The sequence below is a fragment of the Mobilicoccus massiliensis genome, assembly GCF_000826525.2.
Taxonomy (GTDB): Bacteria; Actinomycetota; Actinomycetes; order Actinomycetales; family Dermatophilaceae; genus Mobilicoccus; species Mobilicoccus massiliensis.
This window is the reverse complement of the sequence record NZ_LN651324.1, coordinates 1-24,504: the sequence shown is the minus strand read 5'-3', so window position 1 is coordinate 24,504 and position 24,504 is coordinate 1. Positions and strand designations below refer to the sequence as shown.

Here is a 24,504-nt window from a genome sequence, read left to right as displayed (position 1 = left end):
TCTGACCTGGCCGTCCTGGACACCCCACCAAGACATCGGTCCAGGACCGATGACCCGCGCCATCCGTTCCGGATCACCAGGTAAGCCCTTAGATGTGAACCTCTGTCGCGACCGATAACACTCAAGAGCGAGCTCCGGATCGCGCTTCACGGATGAGTCGAACACCCCACTTGGACTATCGTCCATTTACAACATTCGGGTGTTTTCACACTTGGCGCCGCAGATCGGAGCAAACCCTCGTCCTTCGTCGGGCACGAACTTCTGCGTGGCTCAAAACTCGTCCGGCCCGCGTCGACGACGGACCCCTCGATCCACATCGCCACGGTGTGCGCCCGTCCTTCCTCGCGGGCCTCCGGCCGGAGCGTCACCGGTGTCATCGAGAGCGGCTCGACGACCGGACAGTCGTCCGCACCAGTCTTCAGCGATGCCCGCCGGCGCCGATGAGCGCAACACCGACACCGGATTCAGGCCCCCTCCGAGGATCCGGCGTCGAGCCGAGGGCCGAACGACGACCCACGCACTCCCCTGCCTGCCCAGCAGGCCCGTCCTACGGAGAGGACACGACATGAGAAGGCATTCCTTCGCGCCGGTGACCTGCGCGGTGGCGTCCGTGCTGAGCCTGGGCCTCGTGAGCACGGGCGCTCCCGACGCCGAAGCGCGAACTCCGACGTGTCCGGGCCGGACCGTCGGCCGGGCCGATGTCGACGGTGACGCCAGGCGCGACACCATCGCCGTCACCCAGCTGGGTCGGGGCGAGACTCCCACGTTCCGCCTGTGTGTGAAGACGGCATCCGGCAGGATCGCCTCTCGCCTGACGGTGCCGGCCGCACCCATCGCGGGCCACGCTCCCCTGTTCGGAGTGGCGGGGATGGACGGCGTCCCGGGCAACGAGATCGTGCTCCGCGGAGGATTCGGAGCCCATGCCAGCCTGTTCCACGTCTTCACGTGGCGCGCCGGTCGACTCGTCTCGATGAACGCCCCCGACACCCGTCAGCGCGAATGGGTGATCGACTGGGCCGCGTCCGTCATCCGCGGGTATCGCTTCTCGACCCGCCGAGGCGTCCGGTACGTGACGGCCACCGTCGCAGACAAGACGGCCGGCAGCCGCACGCCCTACGTCGGCACCGCCACCACCTACCGCTGGCACCGCGGCGGCTGGGTGCGTCACAGCACGAAGCGCGTCGCCGTCACCGACTCCGCCGGACCGGCCGTGTACGGCTGGCACGGACTCAGCCTGAAACCCGACTGATCGGGCCATCCTCGACGTCGTCCCGCCGTCCCGCCTCCCACTCAGCCGAGCCCCGTTCGCGCACCTTGCACGGTGAGCCAGTGGGGTTCGGGTGAGCGGGGTCGGGACTGACCGCGTGACCGCACCCGTCGTCCACAGCCCTCCCCTCACCGAGGCTCCATCCACAGCTCCCGACCCCTGGAGTTCCTCGACCGCCCGGAGGCGGCATCGTCGTCGCATGGCCGCTCGCATCTCGCTCGAGATCACCGCAGCGCTGGCGCACCTCATGAGCGCAGCGGGCGACGACGGCGTCTTCTCCACCTCCGAAGCGGCCGCCGTCGGCATCGCCACGTCGACGCTCGACCGGCTCGCGCGCACTCACGTCGTGGCGAGGCTGACCCGAGGCTGGTACACCGTGCCCTCGGCCACGCTCACACCCAAGGAACGGCACCGGCGCACCGCCCTCGCGCTCATCCGCCACCACGAGCACCGGGTGGCGGCGAGCCACTACACCGCGCTGATCCTGCACGGCGCGCCGCTGCTCGGCGAGGACCTCGGCCGCGTCCACCTCACCCACCGGCGCAAGCCGTCCCAGAGCTCGACCGACGGGCACATCCTCCACGGCACGGACTCCTCCGTCGACGGACTCGGCCCCGACGCCAACGCCGTGCCGCTGCCCCACGCCGTCGTGCAGGCCGGACGCACGTGCGGACCCCTCGCCGCGCTCATCGCCGCCGACTTCGGCCTCCACGCCGGGCTCCACACGGTCGGCGACCTCGAGGCCGCTGTCGCCGAGTACCGGCGTCGTCCGGGAGTCGGCCCGATCCGCAGCATCCTCGCCCACGCCCAGCCCGGTGCCGAGTCTCCGGCCGAGTCCGCCGCCCGCTACGCCATGCGCCTCGCCGGCTACGCGCCCGAGGCACAGCACGAGGTCCGTGTCGAGGGCAGGACCTACCGACTCGACCTCGCGCTCCCCGACGTCGGCATCGCCGTCGAGGTCGACGGGAGGACGAAGTACCGCATCGGAGCGCACACCGACCTCACCGCCCCCGAACTCCGCGAGCGTGTCATGCGCGAGAAGGCCCGCGCCGCCGCCCTCAACCGCGCCGGCTGGAGCATCGCCGCCTCACCTGGTCGGAGTGCGTCACGCCCGGGCACACGGTGCGCGTCGACAACGTCGACCGCATCCTCCGCGGCCTACGCAACTGCCCCACGCGCACCTTCTCCCCACCCACCGTGCGTCACGCCCGGGCACACGGTGCGCGTCGACAACGTCGACCGCATCCTCCGCGGCCTACGCAACTGCCCCACGCGCACCTTCTCCCCACCCACCCAGCGTGCAAGCTGAGCGAATGAGGACTCTCCGTGCCGAGAGCGACGGCCGCCGAGCTCGACGCCCGCCACTCACGGCCTGGTGGCCCCTCCGGCGCCGGGCACGATCTCGATCTGAGTCCCGGACTTGCTCGCGGGAGCGGCCGGGGCCTGCGTCTCTCCGCCGCTGAACAGCGCCGCGGCGGCGACCCCTCCACCGAGGAGGGCGGCAGCGACGGCCGCCGCACCCGCGACGACGACGCGCCGACGCCAGCGCTCTCGCGGGGACGACTCCGCCGCACTCGAGCCTGCTTCTCGGGGCGGCAATGCGGTCGCCGCCTGCACGCCCTGCAGTGACGTCGCGAGTCCGCTGAGGCGCGTCCGGACCTCGTCGGCGTCGCCGCCGCCGGTGAGCAGCTCGACGATGACCGCCCACAGTTCGTCGGGCAGACCGGCGGGACGCTCGGGCACCGCGAGGAGCCGTGCCCGCCCGCCACCGAGCACGAACGGCGCACGGCCACAGCTCACCTCGTACAGCACGGCACCCAGGTGGTAGAGGTCGACCTCGGGGTTCGCGTCGCCGCCGAGAAGTCCCGCCACGCCCGCGTCGCTCGCCTTCACCGACCCAGTCGCCGCGTCGAGCAGCACGTTCTCCAGACGCAGATCACCGTGCGCGACCCCCACGGCGTGCAGCGCCACGAGGGCACCGGCGAGCTCGGCGCCCCACCGCGCGACGGTGGCCGGCTCGATCGTGCCGAGCACCGTGACCTGCGAACGCAGGTCGGCACCCTCGACGAGGTCGCTGACGACGATCCACCGTCCGTCCTCTTCGACGACCTCCCGCAGCGTCACGACGTGCGGGTGACGCACCGACGCCAACGCCCGCCACGCCGGCGGCGACTCACGAACACCCGACAGGTCGGCGGCCAGCACGCGCACCGCGCACCATTCGCCTGCGTCGTCCTGCGCGGCCCACACCTCACCACACGACCCGGCGCCCAACAGGGCAGCGGCGTGATAGCGCCCCCCGAAGAGCTGAGCGTTCATGAGGTCCTCCGAGACGGACTCCTGCAGTCGGCGACGTGATCGTCCTCGACCACCTCAACCAGTGGTGAGGTGCCGGTCAAGCCCTCCGACGCGACGAACCGGTCGCGCCATCGGTTCGTCGACTGCGGTACACCGGGATGTCGACGCGTGGCCACGCGCCTTCAGGGCCGGACGAGACGATCGAGGCTCGGATTCCGTCACCCCCACACGCCGCGAACTCCGGCGGTCCCGGGGAGAGTTCGGCTCCCCTCTTAGGCTGAGCCCCATGAAGATCGCCGTCGCCGGACTGGGTTATGTCGGACTCGCGAACGCCGTCATCCTCGCGCAGGAGCACGAGGTGGTGGCCGTGGACCTCGACCCGGATCGCGTCGCGGCGATCACGGCCCGCCGCTCCCCCATCGTCGACCCCGACATCGAGGATTACCTCGCCTCCCGCGAGCTCCACCTCACGGCGACCACCGACGCCCGCTCCGCTTACGCCGGAGCGGACTTCGTCGTCATCGCCACCCCCACGAACTACGACCCCGAGCTCAACTTCTTCGACACCTCGAGCGTCGACTCCGTGCTCGCCCTCGTGGCCGAGGTCGCCCCGGACGCGACCGCCGTCATCAAGTCGACGATCCCGGTCGGGTACACCACGGGCGCCCGCGAACGCCACCCCGGCCTGCACATCCTCTTCTCCCCCGAGTTCCTCCGCGAGGGCCGCGCGCTCTACGACAACCTCCACCCCTCGCGGATCATCGTCGGCAACGGCGCCGCAGCCACCGACGACCGGGCCCGTGAGTTCGCCGGCCTGCTCGCCGCCGGCAGTCTCGACCCCGACACTCCGGTGCTGCTCACCGGCTCCACCGAGGCCGAGGCGATCAAGCTCTTCGCCAACACCTACCTCGCCATGCGCGTCGCCTACTTCAACGAGCTCGACACGTACGCCGCCCGCCACGGCCTCGACACGCGAGAGATCATCGACGGCGTCGGCCTCGACCCGCGCATCGGCAGTCACTACAACAACCCGAGCTTCGGCTACGGCGGCTACTGCCTGCCCAAGGACACCAAGCAGCTCCTCGCCAACTACGACCAGGTGCCGCAGACGCTCATCCGCGCGATCGTCGACTCGAACACGACCCGCAAGGACTTCATCGCCTTCGACATCATCGACAAGAACCCGCAGGTCGTGGGCGTGTACCGATTGACGATGAAGACGGGCTCCGACAACTTCCGGTCCTCCTCGATCCAGGGGATCATGAAGCGCATCAAGGCCAAGGGCATCCCCGTCATCGTCTACGAGCCCACCCTCGACGCCGACGAGTTCTACCGCTCCGAGGTCGTACGCGACCTCGAGGAGTTCAAGCGTCGCAGCGACGTCATCATCGCCAACCGCCGTTCCCCCGAGCTCGACGACGTCGCGGGCAAGGTCTACACCCGCGACCTCTTCGGCTCCGACTGACGTCGCACCAAGAACGTCGCACCAAGATCACGGAATCCCAACACTCCGAGCACGGTTCGGGTGAGCGGGACGTGGCGTGCCCTCACGAACGCCCCGAGGGCGCACTCTGGTGACCAGAGGACGCACAAGGCGCCCTCCTCGGGGGTAAGTCACTGGGGTCCAGGGGGATTCATCATGCGTGGCATCGCTGTCACCGCCATCACCGCAGCTCTCGTCGGCACGACCATGTCAGCAGGCGCGACGACACCGGCATACGCTGCGACGACGCCGGCCGCCCAAGCACCGCCGGTCACCCAGCGCGTCGACGTCGACGGAGACCTGCGCCGCGACACCGTCCGGGTCGTCCGCCGCGCGGTGACCGACGACGAGTACACGTTCCGGATCACGGTCACCACCTCGGCGGGCCGGCGAGCGATCCGCGACGTGCTCGTCGCCAACTACGGCGAGGGCACGCTCACCCCGGCCGACGTCTGGGGTGGCACCGCCCACCTCGACGGTGTTCGCGGCGCCGAGATCCAGGTCGACCGAGGCGGCGGCGTCGGCGACTTCCCCTGGCCACACGTCTACACGTGGCGCGACAACCGCCTCGTGCCGGAGGTGGCGCCGGGCGCGACGCCCGGCGACCCGGCCTGGACGGTCGCCGACCACTTCACTCTCGTCGCCGGCTACACCTTCGCGACCGTCAAGGGGCGACGTCAGGTCACCGCGACCCGCCTCCAGGGCACCTTCGACCGCACTCGCGAGCGCCTCACCTACCGCGGCACCCGCACCACGTACCGCTGGCACGGCGGCACCTGGAAGCGCGTCGGAGCCACGGCGACCGGGACGCTCAGCGAGTCACGCGCCCAGGACTTCGCGGGGTGGAGCGGCGTGACATGGCAGCCGTGAACGTGACGTGCATCGCATTAGCTCAGGTCCGTAACGCGCTGACCAGCCCGTTCGCAGCCTGATTGATGCGTCTACGACACTCGTCCAGTTTCGCCGTAACGACCGGCTCGAACCCCGCGATGTAGAGGTCAGAGCGGCACGACCGGGCGCGGGGAACAGTCCCGGCCGCGCCGCGGGGGGCACGACGACGAGCAGGGCGAGGGGGAACCTGCTCGCGGGTGACCGGCGGGGAAACGGTCGCCACAGGGCGGAGACCCGGATCGACGGATCCGGGCCTCCGCCCTTGATTTTTGCCATCGTCCGAGAGACGCCCACGCGCCCAGGCCTGCCGGGGGCCATACGGACCCTGCGGCCCCTGCGGCCCCTGCGGCCCCTGCGGCCCCTGCGGACCCTGCGGCCACGGCCGCACCAAGCCGCTCGAACAGGCACTTCCACCCAGAATTCACGGACGGCCACGTGCCAGCCCGCGCTCGAACAGGCACTTCCACCCCGACTCCACCGACCCCTCCTACCCATACCCGCTCGGACAGGCGTCTTCGTCATGGAACCCAGACGAAAGCGCCTGTCCGATCAGATTCAGGTGAGGCTCGGCTGCGGGCTCGTCCCCGCCCCAGCCACCGCCTCCTTCGAACAGGCACTTCCACCCCGGACCCGCCCGAACCTCCCGACCTGGATCCGCTCGGACAGGCGCTTTCACCCCGACCCGCCCGACCCCTCCCGTCNATACCCGCTCGGACAGGCGTCTTCGTCATGGAACCCAGACGAAAGCGCCTGTCCGATCAGATTCAGGTGAGGCTCGGCTGCGGGCTCGTCCCCGCCCCAGCCACCGCCTCCTTCGAACAGGCACTTCCACCCCGGACCCGCCCGAACCTCCCGACCTGGATCCGCTCGGACAGGCGCTTTCACCCCGACCCGCCCGACCCCTCCCGTCCGGATGCGCTCGAACAGGCACTTTCACCCTGACCCGCCCGAGCCTTCTCACCGGAATGCGCTCAAACAGGCGTCTTCGTCAAGGAACCCGGACGAAAGAGTCTGTCCGAGCGGATTCGGGTGAGGCCCGGCCGCGGGACTCGCCCCCGCCCCAGACTCCGCCTCCCTCGCACAGGCACTTTCACCCCGGACTCGCCCGAGCCCTCCCGACCTGGATCCGCTCGAACAGGCGCTTTCGCCCTGGGATCCGGATGAAAACGCCTGTCCGAGCGGTCGACTCCGCGGGGTCTCCGCGTGCGGGCGGGTGAAAACGCCTGTGTGAGCGCGATTTGCATCGGCCGGCCCGGACGACCCGGCGACCCGGCGAACCGGCGGCCGGGAGTCGGACCCGTCGCCGTCACCCGTCGTTGGGACGCCGTCACCCGTCCTCGGCACCCGTCGCCCGCACCCGTCGCCCGCACAGTCGAGCCTTCGGGTCACGGCCCGCTCTCGATGCGCGCACGGCTCGATCACGAAGGCATGTCGGCCGTGGTGGACGCGCGTCTGCGGTGAAACGATTCTCGTGCGTCGCCGTCGGGGAGACGCATCGGGGATCTCATCTCAGGGGAAGTCATGTCTGGTTCCAGCCGTCGCCTCACGTTCGCCACCACCGGCCTCGTCGCTGCCGCGCTCACGCTTCCGATCGGTCTCGCGACGGCCTCGTCGGCGGCTGCCGCGCCGGCTCGCACGCCCAAACCGTGTGTCTCGTCGGGATGTTCGATCGTCTCCCGGGCGGACGTCGACGGCGACGGGCGCGCCGACACCACGAGCCTCACCCGTCGCGACAAGGGGAAGGCGTACACGCTGCGGGTCGTCACCGCCTCGGGGCGCGTCGCCTCGACCTCCGTGGCCACGCCCTGGCTGCAGGGCACCGGCGTGGCACCGTTCCGGGGCGCGGTGGCGCTCGACGGCGCCCGAGGCTCCGAGCTCGTCGTGCTCACCGGCATGGGCGCCCACACCTCCATCCACAACGTCTACACGTGGCGTTCCGGCCGGCTCGTCGCGGAGAAGGACCCGTCGGGCTCGACCGAGTGGGTCACCGACGGGGCACTCTCGTTCTCCAAGGGCTACACCCTGCGCACGGTCAAGGGCGCACGCCAGCTCACGAGCATCTCGCTCGTGCGCGACTCGTGGGGCACGAAGGCGACGTTCACCGGAACCCGCATCGTCGCCCGCTGGCAGAAGGGACGCTGGACGCCCATCACCGAGCGCGCCGTGCGCATGCCCGAAGGCCCCGCCGTCTGGAGCGGCGCGGGGTGGAACGTCAAGGGACTCGCGCGGTTCTGACCCACGCCCGCCCGACCGAACCCATCTCACGAGGCGCCGAGCAGCACGCTCGGCGCCTCGTCGCATCCCCGGGACGACGCACGACGTTATGCGACCGTGATGTTCAGACGCTCGACCAGAAGCCCCCGCCGACGATGAGAGGTGCGAGTCGGTCGCCGGCGGCCAAGCCCGCGGTGACCTGCACGGAAGCACGACTCCGCCTCGAGGGTGAGCCGATCATGGATGATCCGACATCGACCCCACATTCGCGGCGAGCAGATCGCCGTGGCGACGTGAGACACCGCCACGGTTGCACCGGCCTGCGAACGTGGCTCGCATCCGGTAGCAGGCGCGGCGCACCCGTCCTCGAATACCGGTGCGCCGCGCCCCAGGCAGCGACTCCTGACATGCGCTGCCCCCCAAGAGTTCACGGGCCTCCCCCAGCGCCGTGAACCGCGAAGAATGCAGGGACGAGCCCGGCGGGCGTCGGAGCGCCAAACACCCCTGCCAAGGTGGACGTCCCCCCAAAGGACATCGACTCCGATGAAGGCGATCGGCCCCTGCCACAGAAACGATCGCGTCGCGCACCGCCGGGCTCCACCTGACGTCGACGACGTTGACGAACGAGTCACGCCGGAGACGGCTGAGGTGCCCTGCACCCCCTACATCGGTCGCGCGGCTCGGCGCCTGATGCCTGGGCGCTCAAGTTTGGGTAAACAATTCGTCAAGATCGCCGATCGCGCAAAGCCTGTCCTTTTGCACGCGCGGATTCCTCGAGCGACTGCTGGAACGCGACCATTCGGTTGCGAATTTCGATGTCCTCGGAATTCGTCCCGGCTCCGAGGATGCGCGCGGCGAGCAACCCCGCATTGCGGGCATTGCCGATGGAGACCGTGGCAACCGGCACGCCGGCAGGCATCTGCACGATCGACAGCAGCGAATCCATGCCATCGAGGTACTTCAACGGCACCGGCACCCCGATGACCGGCAGAGGCGTCACGGCGGCCAGCATCCCCGGCAGGTGCGCCGCGCCCCCGGCTCCCGCGATGATCACGCGCAGACCCCGCTCGGAGGCCTGCTGCCCGTAGGCGATCATCTCGGTCGGCATGCGGTGGGCAGAGACGACATCGGCCTCGTACGGGATGACCAGCTCGTCGAGCGCCGCCGCCGCGGCCTCCATGACGGGCCAATCGCTGTCGCTGCCCATGACGATGCCGACGACCGGCTGTTCACTCATCCCACCGACTCCTCACACCCGCGGAAAAGGCCTGCCGCGACATTATCCGAGACCGGCCGCAGTGCCGCCCTCCCCCAGACGCCGAAACAGCCGGCGTTTCCGGCTCGAGCGTCTTTTCAGCGCGTCGACGCGGCCCACACATTCGGAAACGCGGGCTGTCTCGGCGCGGTGGGCTCTCACGCTCACACGCTCATTCAGTGACCGTGCCCTCGAGGTAGCCGGAGGCGTGGGCGGCGCGCTCTCGCAGGTCGGTGAGGTCGTCGCCGTAGACGGTGACGTGACCGATCTTGCGGCCCGGCCGAACCTCCTTGCCGTAGAGGTGCATTCGTAGGCCGGGGTCGCGTGCGAGGAGGTGGCGGTAGGTGGAGTACAGCTCGGCGTGCTCGGGCTCGGAGCCTCCGAGCACGTTGCCCATGACGGTCCACGTCGCCCGAGCGCGGGGATCTCCGAGCGGCAGATCGAGCACGGCCCGCAGATGCTGCTCGAACTGGCTCGTCACCGAGCCGTCGATGGTCCAGTGCCCGCTGTTGTGCGGTCGCATCGCGAGCTCGTTGACGACGTAGCCCGGTCCGTCGTCACCGGCCACCTCGAACAGCTCGACGGCCATGACGCCGGTGACGTCGAGCTCGCCGGCGATGCGCAGTGCGGCCTCGGTGACGACGGTCGCGAGCTGGTCGTCGAGATCGGGTGCGGGAGCGATGACCTCGGTGCAGATTCCGTCGGTCTGCACGGTCTCGACCACCGGCCACGCCGCCGCCTGACCCGAGGGGCTACGAGCGACGAGCACCGCGAGCTCGCGGGTGAAGTCGACGGCCTCCTCGGCGAGCAGGCCCGCGCCCGCGGCGCGGTCGAACCAGTCGGACGTCGCCTCCACGCCGTCCTCGGCGACGAGGCGGACTCCCTTGCCGTCGTAGCCCCCTCGCGGCGTCTTGAGGACGACGGGAAAGCCGACCTCGCGGCCGAACTCCGCGAGCTCCGCGGCGGTGTCGACGCGCCGCCACCGGGGGCAGCTCACGCCGATCTCGCTCAGCCGTTCGCGCATGGCGAGCTTGTCCTGGGCGTAGCGCAGCGCCGCGGGTCGCGGGTGCAGCGCGACCCCGTCGGCCTCGAGGGCGGCGAGAACGCCGGCCGGCACGTGCTCGTGGTCGAAGGTCACGACGTCGCACTGCCGCGCGAACTCCCGCACGGTCTCGACGTCGTCGTACGCACCGACCGGCGCCTCGGGCACGACGAGAGCCGCGGCCGCATCCTCCGATTCGGCCAGCACCGCGAGCGTCAACGACAACCCGACGGCCGGCGGCTGGCACATGCGCGCGAGCTGACCGCCGCCGATGATCCCGACGACGGGGAATCCGCCCGGATGCCTGTTGACCTGCTGTTCCACGCCGTCCCACCTTCATACGTTCGGATACCCGCCGGATGCCCGCACCGACACCGCTTCCGACGTCGCCAGGGTGTGCGTCCGGCCCGAGATTAGCGATGCCGCACCGAGCGGGCGCAGGTGCACGATAGTCGCGCCGACGGTGACGGCTCTTCGCAGGTCACCGGGGGGAACTCGTGGCCGCCCTGCGAGGCTCGACGTTGGTGTCCGCGGCCGACATGAACAGCGCGAACACCACGGGGTCGTGCGCGCGGACGAGGTCGAGACGCCCGCCGTACTTCTCGGCGAGGTCGCGAGCGAGCCCGAGCCCGAGCCCGGTGCTCGACGTGCTGACCGATCGCTCGAACACCCGCCGCGCCATGTCGCGGGGCACGACGCCGGCGTTGCGCACCTCCATGACGACCGACGGGCCCGCACGCCGCACATCGACCTCGACGACGCCGGCCCCGTGGACGAGCGCGTTCTCCAGCAACGTGCCGATGACCTGCGACAACGCGATCGGCGTCGCGACGACCAGAAGCCCACGATCCCCGTCGACCTGCACACTGCGGTGTTCGCGTTCGAACTGCGGCGCCCACTCCCGCTGCAGCGCCGCGAGCACCGCGTCGACCGAGGTCGGCCGCGGCGCTCCCGTGGACCCCTGCCGGGCTCGGGCGAGGAGCTCGTCGACGGTGACGTTGAGCCGCTCGACCTGCTCGATCGCCGCGTTGGCCTCCTCGCGGGCGATGGCGAGGTCACCGGTGTCGGCGATCTCCTCGAGACGCATGAGGACCGCGGTGAGCGGAGTACGCAACTGATGACTCGCGTCCGAGGCGAACTCGCGCTCGGTCGACAACGTGCGCTGCCACTGCGTCGCGCTACCCGCGAGCGCGGCTGCGACACGGTCGATTTCGGGAAGCCCGGAGGCCACGGGCTCGTACCGTGCGGCACCGGCGCCGAGGCGCTCTGCCTGGTCGGCCAGCGCGGCGAGCGGCTCAGAGAAGCGGCGGGCCTGACGACGGGCGATGAGCACCGCGCCGACGACCGCGAGGAGAGCGAAGAACATGACGTACGCGACGACGAACTCCGTCCCACCCCCGTCACGCGGCACGAAGTCGGGCAGCCGGCCGTCCTTCTGCGCGTATCCGATCACCGCGAACCCCATGACCAACATGGGGATTCCGAGGACTGCGACGGCGAACGCCACGGTCAGCAACGTCGACCGTAGTAGCGCCCCCTCCACGATCGCCCCGCCGTCAGGCCGCGTCGCCGGGGCGCTCGAAGCGGAAGCCCACGCCCCGCACCGTCGTGATGAACCGGGGCCGCGACGCGTCGTCGCCGAGCTTGCGGCGCAGCACCGACACGTGCATGTCGAGGGTCTTGGTGGAGCCGAACCACTGCGTCTCCCACACCTCGCGCATGAGCTGCTCGCGGCCGACGACCTTGCCCTGCTCACGCACGAGCACCCGTAGGAGGTCGAATTCCTTGGCGGTGAGCTGCAGTTCGCTGCCGTCGACGAACACCCGGCGTGCCTGGGTGTCGATGCGCAAGCCCCCGTTGTCCGACGGCGTGGGGGCAGGAGCGCTGCGCCTCAACAGGGCCCGAACGCGCGCGAGGAGCTCGGCCAACCGGAACGGCTTGGTCACGTAGTCGTCGGCGCCCGCGTCGAGCCCGACCACCGTGTCGACCTCGTCGGCCCGGGCCGTGAGCATGAGCACGGGCGCGGTCCGCCCGTCTGCCCGCAATCGCCGACACACCTCGAGACCGTCCAGGCTCGGAAGGCCGATGTCGAGCACGACGAGATCCGGCGTGCTCTTCGCCTCTTCGAGCGCCGCGAGACCGTCGTCGCACACGGTGACGTCATAACCCTCGCGGCGGAGCGCACGCGCCAGCGGGTCGCTGATGGCGGTGTCGTCCTCGGCCAACAAAACACGAACCATGAGGCGCATGCTAGCTGTCAGACGACCGACCGAGGCTCTCCCGCAACGGAATTCGACCCGTGTCGCCGAGCGGTCAACCGAATCACGTCTTTTCGCAACGTTCCCGAGCGTGCGGATTCACTTTCCGGTCGCTCGGCCAGTCGTCTCAAACCCGCTCGAACAGGCCCTTTCACCCCAAGCACTCCGCCGTCGCCAGGTGAAACCGCCTGCTCGAGCGAATGGTGTCCGCGGAATCCCACGGCACCCGGACGAAACCGCCTGTCCGAGCGCGCGTCAGGCTCCCGGCCACCTCGGTGCTCGCTTCTCGTTGAACGCCGCCACACCTTCGGCGCGGTCACCGGAGAAGGCCGTCGCGCGCCAGCATGCGTCCTCGACCTCGAGACCGGTGCGCAGGTCGACGTCGAACCCGAGGCGCATGGCCTTCTTGGCGTTGCGCAGGCCGACGGGCGAGTTCTTGGCGATGGTGGCGGCGAGTTCGAGCCCGGCCTCACGGGCGCTACCGGCCGGGACGACGTCGTCGACGAGTCCGTACTCCTTCGCCTCGGCGGCGGTGAACCGCATGCAGGCGAAGATCATCCGGGCGGCCTTGGACCAGCCGATGCGGCGCGTCACGAGCTGTGTGCCGCCGCCGCCAGGGATGACGCCGACCGAGACCTCGGGCAGCCCCAACGTCGCCTTCTCACTGGCGACGATGATGTCGCACGAGAGCGCGATCTCGCAGCCGCCTCCGAGCGCGAACCCGTCGATGGCCGCGATCGTCGGCACCGGCAGGTCGAGCACGGCCGAATAGGCGGCGCGGGCGATGGGGCGCTGCCTGACGAGCTGGGCGTCGGTGAGGGAGTTGCGCTCCTTGAGGTCGGCGCCCACGCAGAACGCCTTCTCGTGCGAGCTCGTGAGGACGATCGCCTGCACCCCGGTGTCGGCGGCCAGCTCCTCGCACGCGGCCGTGAGGGCCTTGGCCATGTCGGTGGAGATGGCGTTCATCGCAGAGGGGCGGTCGAGCACGAGCTCGGCCACCGCCCCCTCGTGCCGGTCGATGCGGATCAGGGCGTCGCTCATCGGTCGTCGTTCTCCTTCGTGGCGGGGGTGGGTGGGGTCACGTCGTCGACCGCACGGCTGCCCTCGCACGTTCCGGGTGCCGGCAGCGCGACCCGAGCCGGGCCGGCATCGTCGCCGGTGTCGTCGGCGTCGCGTGAGCCGACGCCGTCTCCGTGGGAGGCGTCACGGTGCAGGTCGGAGGCGTCACCGTCCATGTCCGGCAACGACTCCCGACCGAGATCGGAGGTCCACGGCCCGCGGTGGACGGTGCGCACGGGGCGGATGGGAAAGGTGACCGACGGGCTGCGGGAGAGCGCCCACATGCCGGTGACGCCCAGCCCGCGCAGGGGCCGGGGCTCGAGGCGCTCGATGGTGTACTCCGTGCGGTTGGTGAGCCGCGCGGCGATGGTGTCGTCGACGACGATCGTGTCGGGCCCGGCGACCTCGGTGATGCGGCTCGCGCGGTTGACGGTGGTGCCGAACACGTCACCGAGGTGGGAGAGCACCTCGCCGTTGGCGAGCCCGACGCGCATCCGCGGCATCGAGGGGTCCTCCCGCAGCGCCTCGAGCAGGTCGATCGCGATGTCGACGCCGCTGTCGGCGTGTTCGACCGTGTAGAACACCTCGTCGCCGATCGTCTTGACGATGCGCCCGCCGTGCGAGGTGACGACGTCGGCGGCGAGCGCCTCGAAACGTTCGACGAGCCGGCCGAGCTGCTGGTCGGATAGGCGCGTGACGAGCGTGGTGAACCCCACCATGTCGGCGAACCCCACGGTGCAGTGGGATCCACCGGTCTCGCTCTGCCCCTCGGAGAAGAGCCGGTTGAGGGCCGCGGACAGGTGCCGGCGCCACGCGTAGACGATGAGCGGCTCGAGCTCGTCGACGAGATCCATGAGCCATTCACCGGCGAGGTGGGCGGCGGCAGTGTCGTCGGAGCTGCGGCCGGCCAGGCCCGAGCCCATCGGCGCGTCCATGACCGCCTCGAGGTCGTCGACCGGCACGTCGGGAGCACCCTGACCGCTCAGCACGGCATCGAGCAGGAGGCTCGACTGCCAAGCGGCGAGTCGGTCGGTCGTGCGGGCGATCGCGCGGGTCATCGAGAGGGCGAGCGTCTCGTCGAGACGGCCTCCGCGTACGAGGTCGACGATGCGGCGCAGCGCCTCGACGTCGGCGTCGGTGAACGACGTCTCGTCGTCGCCCACACCGGGAAACCCGAGCGCGTGCCAGAACCTCCGCGCCTCGAGGAGGTGCACCCCGGCCGCGGCGCTCACCTGCCGTCGGTGCAGCGTGCGGGGTTGCCCGAGCAGGTGATCCGTCGCGTCCCGCACGCGCGGGCTGCTCGGCTCGACCGGTTCGTGGCTCATACCTCGATCATGCCTGCTGCACGCGCCGAACGTGAACCACGTCACCTGCCGCGAACGCTCGGCGGTCGATCCCGCCGTCGAGCGAACCGCCCGACGCCACGTCGACGACGAGACGGCCCGATTCGTCGACGTCGGCCGCGCGCCCCGTGACGTCGGCGGCCCCTCCCGGGACGTGGATGCGCACGTCGGCGCCGATCGTCGAGCACGCCTCGTGGTAGTTACGACGCAGCCCCGCGAGGTAGGGACCGCCGTTGCTCAGTGCGGCGAACCGGGCCGCGAACGCCTCGGCGACGGCGATGACGATCTGCTCGCGGGCGTCGTCGGCGTGCAGCCCCTCGAGGTGGAGCGAGGTGGCCGTCGGCACCGGAAGCTCCTCCTCGGGCACGCTGACGTTGATACCCACCCCCGCGACGACGGACTGCCCCGCGCTCTCGCAGAGGATTCCGCACACCTTGCGCAGCTCACGATCCGAGCCCGCACGACGCACGAGCACGTCGTTGGGCCACTTGAGCGCCACCTCGAGCTCCTCGCCCCCTACCCGCGCGAGCGCGTCCTTCACCGCCAGACCGGTGACCAGGGGAATCCACCCCCACTCGTCGGGACGCGGCGGCAGCGGCACGGTCATCGACATCGCGACCGATGTACCGGCCGGCGACACCCACGCGCGGGAGTGACGGCCGCGGCCCGCATCCTGCTGCTCGGCGACGAGCACCCGCCACGGCACCGGCTCGGCGAGCGAGACCGCGTTCGTCGAGCCGACGCGCTCACACACGTCGACCTGCGTCCACGGCCCGGCAGGAGCAGCGAGAGTGTCGACGAGCACATCCGCGTGAAGACTTGATGGCATGGCGACAAGGCTAGGCTGCCGCCATGAGCGACGCCGAGAACTCCGAAGGCATGCCCGCAGGCACCGAGGCCGACGCAGCCGACATGCACACCACCGCCGGCCGTCTCGCCGACTTCCGCCGGCGAAACGGCGAGGCCGTCCACGCCGGCTCGGCACGTGCCGTGGAGAAGCAGCACGCCAAGGGCAAGAAGACCGCGCGGGAGCGCATCGAGCAGTTGCTCGACGAGGGCAGCTTCGTCGAGCTCGACGGCCTCGCCCGCCACCGCTCGACCAACTTCGGGCAGGAGAAGAACCGCCCCTACGGGGACGGCGTCGTCACCGGGTACGGCACGGTCGAGGGCCGTCCGATCTGCGTCTTCGCGCAGGACTTCACGGTGTTCGGCGGCTCGCTCGGCGAGGTGTTCGGCGAGAAGATCGTCAAGGTCATGGACCTGGCGATGAAGATCGGCTGCCCCGTCGTCGGCATCAACGACTCCGGTGGCGCCCGCATCCAGGAGGGCGTGGCCTCCCTGGGTCTCTACGGCGAGATCTTCAAGCGCAACGTGCTCGCCTCGGGCGTCATCCCGCAGATCTCGCTCATCATGGGCCCGTGCGCAGGCGGCGCCGTGTACTCCCCCGCGATCACCGACTTCATCGTCATGGTCGACCAGACCTCGCACATGTTCATCACCGGCCCCGACGTCATCAAGACGGTCACCGGTGAGGACGTCGCGTTCGAGGACCTCGGTGGCGCCCGCTCGCACAACACCAAGTCCGGCGTCGCGCACTACATGGGCAGCGACGAGGACGACGCGATCGAGTACGTCCGCGAACTGCTCTCGTTCCTCCCGCAGAACAACCTCGAGGAGGCGGCGGTCTTCGAGTTCGAGGAGCTGCCCGAGATGACGGAGGAGGACGAGGCGCTCGACTCGTTCATCCCCGACAGCCCCAACATGCCCTACGACATGCTGCAGATCATCGAGACGGTCGTCGACGACGGCGCGTTCACCGAGGTCCACTCCATGTTCGCGCCCAACATCGTGTGCGGGTTCGGGCGCATCGAGGGCCGCAGCGTCGGCATCGTCGCCAACCAGCCGATGCAGTTCGCCGGCACGCTCGACATCGACGCCTCCGAGAAGGCCGCCCGGTTCGTGCGCACCTGCGACGCGTTCCACATCCCAGTGCTCACGTTCGTCGACGTCCCGGGCTTCCTGCCCGGCACCGACCAGGAGTGGAACGGCATCATCCGCCGCGGCGCCAAGCTCATCTACGCCTACGCCGAGGCCACGGTGCCGCTCGTCACCGTCATCACCCGCAAGGCGTACGGCGGGGCGTACGACGTCATGGGCTCCAAGCACCTCGGTGCCGACATCAACCTCGCCTGGCCCACCGCGCAGATCGCCGTCATGGGCGCGCAGGGCGCGGTGAACATCCTCTACCGCAAGCAGATTCAGAAGGTCATCGACGAGGGCGGCGACGTCGACGCGGCCCGCGCGCGTTTCATCGAGGAGTACGAGACGACCCTCGCCAACCCGTACATCGCCGCCGAACGCGGTTACGTCGACGCGGTCATCCCGCCCTCGGAGACCCGCATGCAGGTCATCCGGGCCCTGCGCACACTGCGCACCAAGCACGCCAAGCTGCCCGAGAAGAAGCACGGCAACATCCCGCTGTGACCGGCGCACCGGGTCAGAGGCCAGACCGGCGAGGACGAGGAGACACACGATGAGCGACGAGACCACCGAGACGACGCCCCCGACCATCCGCGTCACCCGCGGCAACCCCTCGCCCGAGGAGGTCGCGGTCGTCACCGTGCTGCTCTCGGCGATGAGCGGCGGGGAGTCCGGCGGCGGTGGAGCCGCGCGTCGAGGCTGGTCCAGCCCGGCTCGGCGTCTCAACACGGGCCTCTCCCCGATGGGCTGGGGCCGCTTCTGACGCGCTGAGCGCCGGGATCGACCCGCCGCCCGTGCACAGGAATCGGCATCGTGAACGGCGGCCGTCATCGCGGACCCGCTCGTTCGGGTCGTCGTGGAAGATGGGATGGCAGCGAACCTGGGGTGATCACCCCCGGATGGCTGCCATCCCATCTTCCATCTCGCGCGGGAGCGGCCGGAGCACCGCCGGGTGGCGAGGGGTTGTCGCCAACGTCCTGCACACCGGGCCGTCGGCCCGTACCGTCGAAGGGTGACCCGCGACTTCACCGACATCGATCGACTCGCCGAGGCCTACACCGACGACTACCTGCGGCTGAGCCCGCTCACCGCCATCGCTCTCGGTGCGCCCGTGACCGATCGCCCGATCGACGATCTATCTCCCGACGGGCTCGCGGAGAAGTCGGAGCTACGCCGCTCGACCCTCATCGCTCTCGAGAACATGACGCCGGTGGACGAGGTCGACGTCGTCACCGCCGACGCGCTGCGTGAGCGCCTCGGCTCGAGCGAAGCCCTGCACGAGGCCGGTCTCGATGCCATGTCGCTCAACGTCATCGAGTCACCGCTGCAGGAGATCCGCGACACGATCGACCTCATGCCGACCGCCGACGACGACGATTGGGTCGCGCTCGGGCGCTACCTGGCCGCCATCCCGGAGGCCCTGGGTGAGTGGCACATCTCGCTGGTCGAGGCGGCAGATCACGGACTCGTCGCGCCGCGTCGGCAGATCCACGGAGCCGCCGGTCAGATCGACGACCTCGTCGCTCCCACCGGCGTGTTCGCGCGCCTGGCCCGGCAGTCGACCGACGAGGCCGGGGCCCGCGCCGCCGACGTCGTCTCGCACGGCGTGACAGACGCCATCCGCGGCTACTCCGAGGCTCGGCAGCGTCTGCTCGACGACATCCTCCCCCTCGCGGGCGAGGAGGACGCGTGCGGACGCGATCGTTACCCCCTCTACTCCCGGAGCTTCCTCGGCACCGACATCGACATCGACGAGACCTACGCGTGGGGGCTCGAGGAGGTCGCTCGGATCGGCGAGCAGATGCGCAGTGTCGCCGAGCGCATCCGCCCCGGCGCGAGCATGCCGGAGGTCTACGCGGCCCTCGACGCGGATCCGCGTCATCTCATCGAGGGCACCGACGCCCTCCGCGAGTGGATGCAGGGCAGGGCCGACGACGCCGTCGCCGCCCTCGCCGGAACGCACTTCGACATCCCCGAGCAGGTACGACGCATCGAATGCCGGATCGCGCCCGCGACCACCGGCGGCATCTACTACACCGGCCCCAGCGAGGACTTCTCCCGCCCCGGACGCATGTGGTGGGCGGTTCCCAAGGGCGTCACCCGATTCGCCGGCTGGCGTGAACTCACGACCGTCTACCACGAGGGCGTGCCCGGTCATCACCTGCAGATCGGCCAGACCTCCGCGCGCGCCGAACTGCTCAACCGCTGGCGACGCCACCTGTGCTGGGTCTCCGGCCACGGGGAGGGCTGGGCCCTCTACGCCGAGCGCCTCATGGCCGACCTCGGCTTCCTCGCCGACGACGCCGACTACCTCGGGATGCTCGACGCCCAGATGCTCCGCGCCGCGCGCGTCGTCGTCGACCTCGGCGTCCATTGCGGTCTCACCGCCCCCGACGAACTCGGCGGAGGCACGTGGGATCACGACAAGGCGTGGCGCTACCTGCGCTCCCACGTCAGCCTGGAGGACAGCATGCTGCGCTTCGAGCTCGACCGCTATCTCGGCTGGCCCGGGCAGGCGCCCTCGTACAAGATCGGCGAACGCCTCTGGCTGCAGATCCGCGACGACGTCGCCCGTGCCGAGGGTGACGCCTTCTCGCTCAAGGACTTCCATCGCCGCGCCCTCGACCTCGGCTCGGTCGGCCTCGACACCCTGCGTCGCGCCCTCGTGCCGGCTGCCCGTGACGAGGTGCCGCGCTGACGGCGAGCGTGGACTAGGCCGCGCCTGCACGAGGCCTCGTCACGAGAGGATGCCGGGGACGCCGACGCAGAACAGGGAGCCGTGACGGGCGCGGGTAGGGTGAGCGCGTGCCGATCCCGTTCTGTCTTGCCTCCGCCTCGCCTGCCCGTCTGAAGACGCTGCGCAGTGCGGGCGTCGACCCGCGCGTCCAGGTGTCGTCCGTCGACGAGGACGCCGTCGTCGCGCAGGCCCGGGAGCGATTCGGCGATCTCCTCGCCGAGGACGTCGCGCTCCTCCTCGCGCGGGCCAAGTGCGAGGACATCGCCCCGCTGCTCGAGAACGAGGGCTGGGAGGGCGTGGTGCTGGGCTGCGACTCCGTGCTCGAGCTCGACGGCCACATTCTCGGCAAACCGAACGACGCCGACGACGCCCGGGAACGGTGGCAACAGATGTCCGGACGCACCGGCGTGCTCCACACCGGGCACTGGCTCATCGACACCCGCGCGGACGGCGGCGGCGCGACCCTCGGTGCGGTCGCCTCGACCACGGTTCACTTCGCGACGCTCACCCAGGACGAGATCGACGCGTACGTCGGGACCGGCGAACCCCTCAACGCCGCCGGCGCCTTCACGATCGACGGCATCGGTGGCCCGTACGTCACCTCGATCGAGGGCGATCACCACAACGTCGTCGGCGTCAGCCTCCCGCTCTTGCGGGAGCTGCTGCAGGAACTCGACATCGCCTGGCACACCGTGCGCGCGACGAGCTGACGCCCTGCTCCACGCTCCAACATCCGGAAGGCCGCCGAGACAGCCGCCGTTTCCGGCCTGTCGGGTGTGATGTCCTCTCCGGCAGGCCGGAAACGTCGGCTGTCTCGGCGGGTCGGTCAGGAGCCGGTGAAGCGTGGGGTGCGCCGCTCCCGGAACGCCGTGACTCCCTCGGTGAAGTCCTTGGTCTCCATGAGACTCGTCTGCCCGTACCGCTCGCGCTGGAACGCACTGTCGAGCTCGTCGAGGGTCGCGTCGTTCACCGCCGCCTTGGCCATGCCGTACGCGACGGACGGGCCCGACGCCAACTTCGCGATGACCGCTCCGGCCTCGGTCTCCAGGTCGTCGGCCGCGGCGACGTGTGAGATGAGCCCCCACTCGAACGCCTGCTGCGCGGGAACCCGGTCGGCGAGCAACGCCATCCGCATCGCCCGTGCACGGCCGACGGACGCCGCGACGAGTGCCGTCGCTCCCCCGTCGGGCATGAGACCGATGTTGGCGAACGCGAGCATGAAGAACGCCTTCTCCGAGGCGACGACGAGGTCGGCGGCAAGGGCCACGGAGACACCGATGCCGGCACACGCACCGTGGACGACGCTGACGATGGGTCGGGGCGAGCGACGCGTGGCCGCGATGAGGGCGTTGCCGGCGTCCAGGGTCGCTGCCGTCGGCGGACCGCTCGGGTCGAGATCCGCCCCCGAGGAGAACCCCTTGCCGGCTCCGCGGACGACGATGACGCGCACACCGGAATCCGCCGACGCTGCACGCACGACGGACTCCATGGTCGCGAGCATCGACGCCGGCATCGCGTTGAGCGACTGCGGCCGGTTCATCGTCATCGTCAGCACACCACCCTCGAGAGCGGTGAGCACCTCGCCCTCGGTCATCGCGAGCGGATCCTGGGCCTCGGTCATGTCGCCTCTTTCGTGAGTGTCGGTGTCTCCCCCACCTTATGGACACCACCCGCCGGCGGGCGCTCGATCGGCGTCTCACCTGCGACCGCGCGGTCGTCATGCGACTCGCCCGGCGCATCAAGCCCGCGATATTTCCGTGATTCGGGCGTTTGCCCGTCCGTGGACCGGGGTACTGACCCGCCGACCGCGGACGCCCCGAGACAAGGGGCGCCGCATCCATTCATCGGGCAACACCATCAATGACAGGGGCTGCCATGTCGAACCAGCAGTTCGATGCGACGACCGGGAGCATCAATCCCACCGAGGGTCAGATCGGCTACGAGAAGTCGAACAAGGACGTCGCCGCCGACGAGGCGAAGAAGCTCGGACAGAACGCACAGGAGAGCGGCAAGCAGGTCGCCGGTACGGCGAAGGACGAGGCGCAGCAGCTCGCAAGCGAGGCCAAGGGCCAGGCCCAGGATCTGTTCCGTCAGGTCCGCTCCGAGGCGAGCGACCAGGTCTCATCGCAGCAGACGCGTCTCGCCGAGGGACTGCGTGTCATCTCCGGTGATCTCGACAAGATGTCCCAGGCCGCTGACGGCAGCACGGCCACCGGCCTCGTGTCCCAGGCCGCCGGCCAGGTCGGGCAGATCGCGAATTGGCTCGAGCGTCGTGAGCCGGCCGACCTCCTCGACGAGGCGCGCCGTTACGCCCGTCGCAACCCCGGAACGTTCCTCATCGGCGCGGCCCTCGTGGGCTTCCTCGGTGGGCGCCTCACCCGCGGCCTGCAGGCCGACGCGCGCCATGACCAGGCCCGCTTCGGCGGTCAGCGCCGCGGCTACGACGACGGCCGACGGGGCTACGCCGAGTACGAGAGCAGCGGCTACGGCTACGCCGACCGTGGCGCCGCCTCCGGCTACGGCACGACCTACCCCGCCTACGAGGAGGGTGGCGCCTACGACCGACCCCAGGGGCTCGCGCACGGCGGCGGCTACACCCAGCAGCCCGCCGGCGGCGTGTCCTACGAGGAGCAGCCGCGTCCCGCGAGCGACTCCCCGTACACCGCCGAGCAGCGTGGCGACCGGCCGGGTGATCTGAACCGATGAGTTCTCCGTTCGACGACACCCACGGCGCGACCGCGGCGGGTTCGGACCGGGTTCCTTCGACGAACCACGATGTGCGTCCGGCCGAGCCCATCGACGGCGCTCACCAGACGTACGAGAAGGGCGAGATCTCCTCGGTCGGTGCTCTGATCTCCGACATCACCCAGGACATCTCCACGCTCATGCGTCAGGAGGTGGCTCTCGCCAAGCTCGAGGTGCAGGACTCCGCCAAGAAGGCGGGCAAGGGCACCGGCATGTTGGCCGGGGCGGGAGTGGCCGGACACTTCGTCCTGCTGTTCCTCTCCATCGCCCTCTGGTGGGGTCTCGGCTCCGCCATCGGCGGCGTCTGGTCCGCGATCGTCGTGGCCCTCATCTGGGCCGTCATCGCAGGCGTCCTGGCAGCCATGGGGCGCGCCAACCTCAAGAACGTTCACGGAGTACCGCAGACGGTCGAGACCGCCAAGCAGGTCCCCGATGCACTCAAGGGAAATGAGCACCGGTCATGAGCAACGAGAACAACCCGATCAACACCAACGACCCCGAGGAGCTGCGCCGGGACATCGCCCGCACGCGCGGCAACCTCAGCCAGAACGTCAACGCCCTTGGTGAGGCCGTGGACCCGAGCAATGTCGCGCGCCGCCAGGCCGAGAAGGTCGAGGACCGCGTCAAGGGCGTCGGCCGCGGCATCAAGGAGCGCATCATGGGGTCCGACGACGACTACTACGGCGAGGACCCTCGGTACGGCAACGCCCGGTACGCCGGAGACCGTGGCTACGGCTACGGAAACGACGAGCGCGGCATGGGTGACCGCGTGTCCGACATGGGCGACCGCGTGTCGGACGCCGCCTCCGACGCGGGGGACCGTCTCCGCGGCGCGGCCGACCAGGCCCGCTACTCGATGGAACGTGCGCCGGAGCGCGTGCGCCGCCAGGCTCAGGGCAACCCGCTCGCCGCGGGCCTCATCGCCCTCGGCGCGGGCTGGCTGCTCGGCTCCCTGCTGCCGGCCACGGACCGCGAGCGTGAGCTCGCCGTTCGCGCCAAGGAGACGGCCCAGGAGAAGGGACAGCCCCTCGTCGAGGAGGCCAAGTCCGTCGCGCAGGAGTCCGCCGAGAACCTCAAGGCCCCGCTGGCCGACGCCGGCGAGTCGCTCAAGAGCAGCGCGCAGGACAGCGTCGAGAAGGTCAAGGGTGAGGCCCAGGACCAGGCCGGCGACGTCAAGGCGCAGGCCCAGGACAGCAAGAACACCGTCCAGGACCAGGCCAGGAACAACTGAGTCTCGTCCCGGACGAGGGGCGGAGTCGGCGAGTGCCGGCTCCGCCCCTCGCTGCATGTCAGGAGGTACTCATGTCGACGCGTCCCGTGCAGTGGCTTCTGCCGATCGACCCGGCCGCCCACGCCGCGCATCAGCCGGCCGACTGGCGGACCCGTCCTGACGCGACAGCCGTGTGGGAGGCCATCGCGCGCTCTCAGGACATCTCGCGATGGTGTTTGCGCAGCGGCTACCGCACGATGCGTCCCGGAGATCGGATCTGGGCCTACCTGTCGAGGCGTCAGGAGGTCTGCGCGGTGGGTGATGTACGCGCGGTGTCGGAGGAGGGTGGCACCTGGTCGGTGCTCGTCGACTGGGAGGCCGATCGCAGCCGCTCCCTCGCCCGGCGCCCCATTCCGCGGGAAGAGTTCGGGCAGGTCCCCATGTCGACGTGCCGCGCCGGCGAGTACGCCGCCAGGGTCCTCGACGACCACTACCGGCGTCTCCCGGGATGACGCGTCTCAATCCGTCAGCGAGCTCGCGAATTGTCCCGGAAAGCAGGGAGAGCCCCCACGCGTGGTGCGTGGGGGCTCTCCCTCCTGACTCGTGCCACTCTTGCGGATTTTGGTGACGGGTTTGATGTTGTTGCTGGTCAGGGCGTTGCTGTGGAGTGAGGTGACGTACCCCGCTGCTGGGTAGGGTGGCGGGCGTGGTCTTCATCCGTC

General features: G+C 70.3%; 22 protein-coding genes. 13 read left to right on the top strand and 9 right to left on the bottom strand.

Going from position 1 to position 24,504, the window contains the following annotated elements; all coding sequences use genetic code 11:
- Nucleotides 1–565 precede the first annotated feature (565 nt).
- Nucleotides 566–1,249 (top strand): hypothetical protein, encoded by a 684-nt coding sequence (locus tag BN1197_RS01165; protein ID WP_141397160.1) that lies wholly within the window; start codon nucleotides 566–568, stop codon nucleotides 1,247–1,249.
- 217 nt (nucleotides 1,250–1,466) lie between these two features.
- Nucleotides 1,467–2,576, top strand: a complete 1,110-nt coding sequence (locus BN1197_RS01160) for a type IV toxin-antitoxin system AbiEi family antitoxin domain-containing protein (protein ID WP_040155447.1) — start codon at nucleotides 1,467–1,469, stop codon at nucleotides 2,574–2,576.
- 56 nt (nucleotides 2,577–2,632) lie between these two features.
- Here BN1197_RS01160 and BN1197_RS01155 read toward each other — a convergent pair whose 3' ends face one another.
- Nucleotides 2,633–3,586, bottom strand: a complete 954-nt coding sequence (locus tag BN1197_RS01155) for a protein kinase domain-containing protein (RefSeq protein ID WP_040155446.1) — start codon at nucleotides 3,584–3,586, stop codon at nucleotides 2,633–2,635.
- A gap of 265 nt (nucleotides 3,587–3,851) precedes the next feature.
- Here BN1197_RS01155 and BN1197_RS01150 point away from each other — a divergent pair, with 265 nt between their 5' ends.
- The 3 genes from BN1197_RS01150 to BN1197_RS01140 all read left to right on the top strand — a co-directional run bounded on the left by BN1197_RS01150 (nucleotide 3,852) and on the right by BN1197_RS01140 (nucleotide 8,174).
- Nucleotides 3,852–5,030, top strand: coding sequence for a nucleotide sugar dehydrogenase (locus BN1197_RS01150; RefSeq protein WP_040155445.1), 1,179 nt, complete (start codon nucleotides 3,852–3,854; stop codon nucleotides 5,028–5,030).
- Between the two features lie 174 nt (nucleotides 5,031–5,204).
- Entirely contained in the window at nucleotides 5,205–5,918 is a 714-nt protein-coding gene (locus BN1197_RS01145) for a hypothetical protein (protein ID WP_040155443.1), read from the top strand.
- A gap of 1,542 nt (nucleotides 5,919–7,460) precedes the next feature.
- Nucleotides 7,461–8,174 (top strand): hypothetical protein, encoded by a 714-nt coding sequence (locus BN1197_RS01140; RefSeq protein ID WP_040155441.1) that lies wholly within the window; start codon nucleotides 7,461–7,463, stop codon nucleotides 8,172–8,174.
- A 703-nt stretch (nucleotides 8,175–8,877) separates the two neighbouring features.
- Here the strand turns inward: BN1197_RS01140 and purE are convergent.
- From purE to BN1197_RS01105, 7 genes are all read right to left on the bottom strand, one after another.
- Nucleotides 8,878–9,390, bottom strand: a complete 513-nt coding sequence (purE, locus tag BN1197_RS01135; protein ID WP_040155440.1) for a 5-(carboxyamino)imidazole ribonucleotide mutase — start codon at nucleotides 9,388–9,390, stop codon at nucleotides 8,878–8,880.
- Nucleotides 9,391–9,580: 190 nt separating this feature from the next.
- Nucleotides 9,581–10,774 (bottom strand): 5-(carboxyamino)imidazole ribonucleotide synthase, encoded by a 1,194-nt coding sequence (locus tag BN1197_RS01130; RefSeq protein WP_040155438.1) that lies wholly within the window; start codon nucleotides 10,772–10,774, stop codon nucleotides 9,581–9,583.
- Nucleotides 10,775–10,931: 157 nt separating this feature from the next.
- Entirely contained in the window at nucleotides 10,932–11,957 is a 1,026-nt protein-coding gene (locus BN1197_RS01125; RefSeq protein WP_245851779.1) for a sensor histidine kinase, read from the bottom strand.
- Nucleotides 11,958–12,006: 49 nt separating this feature from the next.
- The gene (locus BN1197_RS01120) at nucleotides 12,007–12,690 is read right to left on the bottom strand and encodes a response regulator transcription factor (RefSeq protein ID WP_040155582.1); all 684 of its coding nucleotides are present in this window, start codon (nucleotides 12,688–12,690) and stop codon (nucleotides 12,007–12,009) included.
- Nucleotides 12,691–12,963: 273 nt separating this feature from the next.
- Nucleotides 12,964–13,749 (bottom strand): enoyl-CoA hydratase/isomerase family protein, encoded by a 786-nt coding sequence (locus BN1197_RS01115; RefSeq protein WP_040155434.1) that lies wholly within the window; start codon nucleotides 13,747–13,749, stop codon nucleotides 12,964–12,966.
- Nucleotides 13,746–15,092 (bottom strand): adenylate/guanylate cyclase domain-containing protein, encoded by a 1,347-nt coding sequence (locus BN1197_RS01110; protein WP_052465825.1) that lies wholly within the window; start codon nucleotides 15,090–15,092, stop codon nucleotides 13,746–13,748. Before BN1197_RS01110 ends, BN1197_RS01115 begins: the two co-directional genes overlap by 4 nt.
- Before the next feature lie 7 nt (nucleotides 15,093–15,099).
- Complete coding sequence (locus BN1197_RS01105) at nucleotides 15,100–15,939, bottom strand: biotin--[acetyl-CoA-carboxylase] ligase (RefSeq protein WP_082043511.1); 840 nt, start codon at nucleotides 15,937–15,939, stop codon at nucleotides 15,100–15,102.
- 23 nt (nucleotides 15,940–15,962) lie between these two features.
- On the opposite strand from BN1197_RS01105, the gene BN1197_RS01100 reads away from it, so the two are divergent.
- The 4 genes from BN1197_RS01100 (at nucleotide 15,963) to BN1197_RS01085 (ending at nucleotide 20,537) form a co-directional block, all read left to right on the top strand.
- A complete protein-coding gene (locus BN1197_RS01100) occupies nucleotides 15,963–17,594 on the top strand; it encodes an acyl-CoA carboxylase subunit beta (protein ID WP_040155430.1) in 1,632 nt (543 codons plus the stop codon).
- 49 nt (nucleotides 17,595–17,643) lie between these two features.
- Nucleotides 17,644–17,853, top strand: a complete 210-nt coding sequence (locus BN1197_RS01095; RefSeq protein ID WP_040155428.1) for an acyl-CoA carboxylase subunit epsilon — start codon at nucleotides 17,644–17,646, stop codon at nucleotides 17,851–17,853.
- Between the two features lie 249 nt (nucleotides 17,854–18,102).
- Nucleotides 18,103–19,788, top strand: a complete 1,686-nt coding sequence (locus tag BN1197_RS01090) for a DUF885 domain-containing protein (protein ID WP_040155426.1) — start codon at nucleotides 18,103–18,105, stop codon at nucleotides 19,786–19,788.
- A 107-nt stretch (nucleotides 19,789–19,895) separates the two neighbouring features.
- On the top strand, nucleotides 19,896–20,537 hold the full coding sequence (locus BN1197_RS01085) for a Maf family protein (RefSeq protein ID WP_040155424.1): 642 nt from the start codon (nucleotides 19,896–19,898) through the stop codon (nucleotides 20,535–20,537).
- Between the two features lie 116 nt (nucleotides 20,538–20,653).
- Here BN1197_RS01085 and BN1197_RS01080 read toward each other — a convergent pair whose 3' ends face one another.
- A complete protein-coding gene (locus BN1197_RS01080; protein WP_095999823.1) occupies nucleotides 20,654–21,448 on the bottom strand; it encodes an enoyl-CoA hydratase in 795 nt (264 codons plus the stop codon).
- A 254-nt stretch (nucleotides 21,449–21,702) separates the two neighbouring features.
- On the opposite strand from BN1197_RS01080, the gene BN1197_RS01075 reads away from it, so the two are divergent.
- The 4 genes from BN1197_RS01075 (at nucleotide 21,703) to BN1197_RS01060 (ending at nucleotide 24,294) form a co-directional block, all read left to right on the top strand.
- Nucleotides 21,703–22,533, top strand: coding sequence for a hypothetical protein (locus tag BN1197_RS01075; protein WP_052465824.1), 831 nt, complete (start codon nucleotides 21,703–21,705; stop codon nucleotides 22,531–22,533).
- A complete protein-coding gene (locus BN1197_RS01070; protein ID WP_082043510.1) occupies nucleotides 22,530–23,036 on the top strand; it encodes a phage holin family protein in 507 nt (168 codons plus the stop codon). Before BN1197_RS01075 ends, BN1197_RS01070 begins: the two co-directional genes overlap by 4 nt.
- Nucleotides 23,033–23,803 carry a DUF3618 domain-containing protein gene (locus tag BN1197_RS01065; RefSeq protein WP_052465823.1) on the top strand — a complete coding sequence of 257 codons (771 nt, stop codon included), beginning with the start codon at nucleotides 23,033–23,035 and terminating at the stop codon, nucleotides 23,801–23,803. Before BN1197_RS01070 ends, BN1197_RS01065 begins: the two co-directional genes overlap by 4 nt.
- Nucleotides 23,804–23,874: 71 nt before the next feature.
- The gene (locus BN1197_RS01060; protein ID WP_040155422.1) at nucleotides 23,875–24,294 is read left to right on the top strand and encodes a hypothetical protein; all 420 of its coding nucleotides are present in this window, start codon (nucleotides 23,875–23,877) and stop codon (nucleotides 24,292–24,294) included.
- The last annotated feature ends 210 nt before the right edge of the window (nucleotides 24,295–24,504 follow it).